We start from the raw sequence: 4,703 nt of genomic DNA, 5'->3' as shown, positions 1-4,703 counted from the left end.
CCGACGCCAACTTCGTCCAGTTCGGGACCTCCGCCGGCCCGGGCGGGGCGGCGGGGGGCGGCGGGCCGCGGGCGGCGTTCCATCAGCCCTTGCCCCGGCGGCGGTTGGAGCGGGCCTCGGTGGCCTCGGCGAGGCCGATCTCGGCGGCGAGGTCCCACATGGCGCGGCGGACGGGGCCGCGGTGGTCGAGGTCCTGGATGCGGCCGGCGTCCTGCGCCTCCTGCAGTTCGCGGAAGTTGGCGGGGACCACCTCGCGCGCGACCCGGGTGCCGGTGATACGGCTGATGAGCTGGGGCTGGATGTGGCTCGTCCGGCCCAGCCGGTTGACGACGGTCAGCGTGTTCTCGGCCTTGCGGATCTGGAGGCGGTCCCACATGCGGACCATGCGGTTGACGGCCCGGACCGAGATGACGTCGGGGGTGGTCACCAGCAGCGCGGTGTCCGCGGTCTCGACCGCGACGGCGGTGGCGGGGTTCATCTGGGAGCCGCAGTCGACGACCACCAGGTCGTACCGGGACCGCACCGCGGTGAGGAGTTGGCGGGCGGCGGGGTCGGTGACCTCCTCGCCGCGTTCGCCCTCGGCGGGGGCGATCAGCAGCGAGACGCCGGTCTCGTGCGGGTAGACCGCCTCGGCCAGCACCTGCGGGGTGATGTCGCTGATGCCGGCGAGGTCGGCGACCGAGCGGCGGAACTGGACGTCGAAGTAGGAGCCGACGTCGCCGCAGAGCAGGTCGAGGTCGAGCAGGAGGACGGTGCGGTCGGCGGGCCCGCCGCGGCGGGCGGCGAGCGCCAGTTGGGTGGCGAGGAGGGTGGCGCCGACGCCGCCCTTGGCCCCGGAGACGGTGACGACCCGGCCGCCGGCCCCCGTCGGTGCGGGCTCCTCGCCGCCGAGGTGGCGGCGGACGCCCTGCGCCCACTGGCCGGCGGCGGCGACGCGGGCCTGCAGTTCGTCGTAGGAGAGCGGGACGCCGACCAGGCCGCGCGCGCCGGACTCCATGGCCGCCGCGTAGAGCCCGGCGGTCGGGTCGGCGGTGACCAGGACCACGCCGACGGCGGGGAAGCGGAGCGCCACCTCCCGCACGACCTCCAGCGCGGGCAGCGGTCCGATCGCCTCGTGGACGAGGACCACTTCGGGGAGGTCGGCGACGGAGGCGTGCGACAGCGCGGCGAGCGTGTCGAGGAGCGATCCGGAGTCGGGGACCGCCCGCAGCGGCGCGGCGTCGGGCAGCTGCCCGATCAGGGCGGCCAGGGCCCGTGCGGTGTCCGGGTCTCCCACCGCGGGGAGAATGCGCGTCGTCACCTGCCGGTCCTTTCGTCCCTCGTGCCGGCCGCGGGGGTCGCGGTGGCGGCCGGGGTGTCGTGCTCGTCTGCCGTCGTCCCTTCCCTTCCCCGTGGGGCGCCGGTCAGTACGGTGGTCGGCGGTGTGTCGGAGCAGGGGGGCGCGCCGCGGGGGCGGTGCGCGGGCGGACGGGGCGCCGCGGCGGGCGTCACGGGTTCGCGCCCGGTGCGACGCCGGCGTGCGGGGCGCCGAGGATGTCGCCGACGACGGTGTAGGTCCGTTCGTCCTCCGGGATCTCCGTCTCGTCGCCGGGTGCGACCAGGGCGAGGCGGATCTGTTCGGCGAACGCCTCGGCGAAGGTGACGCGTTGGGCGTCGACGTTCTCCAGGGCGAAGGTGATGGGGACGGCTTCAACCCGGTCGCGGTCGTCGGGGATCTCGGTGAGGTCGCCGACGTCGATGACCTGGGCGTTGTTGACCATCAGGCGGACGATCTCGACCTCGTCGCCGTCGGCGGACTCGCGGTCCTCGAAGCGGTAGGCGGCGTACATGTTGATGGTGGCGCCCGGGTAGATCTTGCCGGCGACGCCGGTGGAGGCGTCGATCATGATGGCGATCTCCTGTTGTCCGGTGCCGAGTTCGGGCCGGTCGGAGATCATGTCGCGCTGGAGCAGCGACCCGGGGGCCAGGGGGCCGACGGCGACCTTGCCGTCGAGGTCGCCGAGGTCGGTGACGGCGGACTCGGGGACGTACCGCTCGGGCATCAGCACCTCGCGGAACTGGTCCGGGCGCAGCGGCTGGTAGGGCTCTATCTCCTCGGCGACCTCGTAGGCGACGGTCTCGGGGCCCACCTTGGACTCGACGTCCTGGATGACCGCGTAGACGCCGCCGAACGCGATGAGGGCGAGCACCAGCGAGACCAGCAGCAGTACGAGTCCGCGGCGCTGGCGACCGTTCATGGGGGCGATCTCTCCCTCGTCGTTCGTCCGGCCGGGCGGCCGGGGGCTGGTGCGGTCGGGGGCGGTTGCCGGCGGGGGCGGCCCTCCGGTGCGGTGCTCGGGTCAGGGCGTGCTCAGGTCAGGGCGCGGCGTCCGTGGGCGGTGAGGGCGCGGGGGCGTCGTTCGGCGGGCCGGACGGGGGCGGCGCAGAAGACGCAGCGGTCACCGATCATCGTCACTCCGCACCAGTGGCACAGTTCCTGCCGGACGGAGCTGACCATCTGGTAGAGCGGCGCGATCTCGGGGATGGCGGCGGCGAACTCGACGAGCCGGCCGGTGCCCCACCAGTGGCGGGACTCCTCGGGCAGCGCCACGGGGTCGAGGGCGCCGACACGCCAGTCGGCGGCGAGGGTTCCGGTGACCCAGTCGTCGGCGAGACCGGCGCCGGCGTGGGTCAGCACGGTGGCGAACTGCGGTCCGGCCAGTTCGCCCTCGCCGGGGCGCACGCACTGCGGGCCGGGGCCGACCAGGACCGCGCAGGCGCCCGACCGCGGGGCGTCGGTGTCGGGCAGCGGGAGCGGCAGCCGGTCGAGGCCGCGGGCGGACGGCAGCAGCGCGCCGCAGTAGATGTAGTGGCCGAGGAGTCGGGCGCTGGCGCCGAGGACTCCGGGGCCGAAGTCGCAGACGGAGAGCTGCCGCAACTGCCGGACGAGGGTGGCGATACCGAGCGGCGGCAGCCGGCTGGGCAGCAGCGCCACCCGGTCGGTCTCCAGCAGGGCGCGGACGGCGTGGAGTCGCTGGAGGTGGGCGCGGGGAAGCGAGGCGGGGTAGACGACGAGCAGGTGGCCGTGGCGTTCGAGGAGTTCGCCGGTCTCGGCGAGCGCCTCGGCGAAGTCCTGCTTCTGCGGGGGGCTCAGCACGTGGGCGGTCGGGACCCTGGAATCGGGGGACGGCAGCACCAGGTCGGCGTCGGTCACCGCGATGGCCATGGGCATGCGCCGCTCCCCCCGGGCCCCGGCGGCCCGTCTCGTGCAGTCTGTCTGCCAGTTGAGCAGCTTATGGCATCTTCCGCGCCGCGTCGCCGCTTCCCGGCCGGTTCCCGGACCGCGGCCGGCCCGGGTTTCCTCGCGCCGCGTGTGACCTGCGACGGACCGGCGGGCGGAGCCGGTCGGCGCTCGGCGCGTGCGGTGGCCCCCCTTGACAGACGCATTGGTCTGGACCATCTTCGTCGGCATCGGTGGCCACCGGTTGTCCCAGCAGACCCTCTTCCCCCTCCGCATCCCCCACACATCAGCCGACGGAGGCGATCGTGACATCCACCCCCACTTCCACCCCCCGGCAGGCGAACGGCGAGCCCGGCCCGGCGACCCCGCACCGGCGGCGGCGCAGGATCGGCGCACTCACCGCGACGGCGGTCGCCGCGGGAGCCGCCGGCGCGCTGCTGCTGACCGGCCCCTTCGGCACGGCGACGGCGTCCGAGACGCCCGTCGGCAACGGGACCGAGGGCGCCCCCACCGCCCTCGACCCGGCTCCCAACGCCGTTCCGCAGCACGCCCTCACCGGCTACTGGCACAACTTCGACAACGGCTCGGTCATCCAACGACTCGGCGACGTGCAGGACGCGTACGACATCATCGCCGTCTCGTTCGCCGACGCCACCGCCACGCCCGGCGAGATCGAGTTCAACCTCGACCCCGTCCTCGGCTACTCCTCCGAGCAGGAGTTCAAGGACGAGGTCGCCGCCAAGCAGGCGGCGGGCAAGTCCGTGATCATCTCGGTCGGCGGCGAGGTCGGCAACGTCACCGTCAACGACCCGGCCTCGGCAACGGCGTTCGCCGAGAGCACCCTGGCGCTGATGGACGAGTACGGCTTCGACGGGGTCGACATCGACCTCGAACACGGCATCAACGCCCAGTACCTCACCGAGGCGATGGACGCCATCCACGCCGAGGTGGGCGACGGACTGGTCTACACGATGGCGCCGCAGACCATCGACATGCAGAACACCGGGACCGAGTACTTCCAACTCGCCCTGAACACGCAGGAGTACCTGACCGTCGTCAACATGCAGTACTACAACAGCGGTTCGATGCTGGGCTGCGACGGCCAGGTCTACTCCTCGGGCACGGTCGACTTCCTGACCGCGCTCGCCTGCATCCAGCTGGAGAACGGCCTCGACGCCTCCCAGGTCGGCATCGGAGTGCCTGCCTCGCCCGACGCCGCCGGCAGCGGCTACGTCGACCCCGGAGTGGTCACCGACGCGCTGGACTGCCTCACCCAGGGCACCAACTGCGGCAGCTTCACCCCCGACCGGACCTACCCGGAGCTGCGCGGCGCGATGACGTGGTCGACCAACTGGGACGAGCACGCCGGCAACAGCTGGTCGGACGTGGTGGGGCCCCACGTGCGCGGCCTGTCCTGACCACCGGTGCCGCCGCCCGCGGGCGGCGGCACCGGAACGGGGGCCGGCCCGGCTCGGGGCCGGCC

4 protein-coding genes are annotated in these 4,703 nt (G+C 73.8%); 1 reads left to right on the top strand and 3 read right to left on the bottom strand.

The window, feature by feature from the left end; all coding sequences use genetic code 11:
- Nucleotides 1-82 precede the first annotated feature (82 nt).
- From HCN52_RS21960 to HCN52_RS21950, 3 genes are all read right to left on the bottom strand, one after another.
- Nucleotides 83-1,300 (bottom strand): CpaE/TadZ family protein, encoded by a 1,218-nt coding sequence (locus HCN52_RS21960; RefSeq protein ID WP_168090179.1) that lies wholly within the window; start codon nucleotides 1,298-1,300, stop codon nucleotides 83-85.
- 187 nt (nucleotides 1,301-1,487) lie between these two features.
- A complete protein-coding gene (gene cpaB / locus HCN52_RS21955; RefSeq protein WP_168090178.1) occupies nucleotides 1,488-2,237 on the bottom strand; it encodes a Flp pilus assembly protein CpaB in 750 nt (249 codons plus the stop codon).
- A 113-nt stretch (nucleotides 2,238-2,350) separates the two neighbouring features.
- Nucleotides 2,351-3,211 carry a hypothetical protein gene (locus HCN52_RS21950; RefSeq protein ID WP_168090177.1) on the bottom strand — a complete coding sequence of 287 codons (861 nt, stop codon included), beginning with the start codon at nucleotides 3,209-3,211 and terminating at the stop codon, nucleotides 2,351-2,353.
- A gap of 395 nt (nucleotides 3,212-3,606) precedes the next feature.
- Here HCN52_RS21950 and HCN52_RS21945 point away from each other — a divergent pair, with 395 nt between their 5' ends.
- Nucleotides 3,607-4,638 (top strand): chitinase, encoded by a 1,032-nt coding sequence (locus HCN52_RS21945; RefSeq protein ID WP_168090180.1) that lies wholly within the window; start codon nucleotides 3,607-3,609, stop codon nucleotides 4,636-4,638.
- Nucleotides 4,639-4,703: the final 65 nt, after the last annotated feature.

The sequence above is a fragment of the Streptomyces bohaiensis genome (assembly GCF_012033785.1).
Classification (GTDB): domain Bacteria; phylum Actinomycetota; class Actinomycetes; order Streptomycetales; family Streptomycetaceae; genus Streptomyces; species Streptomyces bohaiensis.
Note: the sequence above shows the minus strand (reverse complement) of the source record. Positions and strands in the feature narration are given on the sequence as shown.

Excerpts from the sequence above, each read along its gene's own strand:
- HCN52_RS21950 (WP_168090177.1), bottom strand. The coding sequence starts at position 3,211 with ATGCCCATGGCCATCGCGGTGACCGACGCCGACCTGGTGCTGCCGTCC.
- cpaB (WP_168090178.1), bottom strand. The coding sequence starts at position 2,237 with ATGAACGGTCGCCAGCGCCGCGGACTCGTACTGCTGCTGGTCTCGCTG.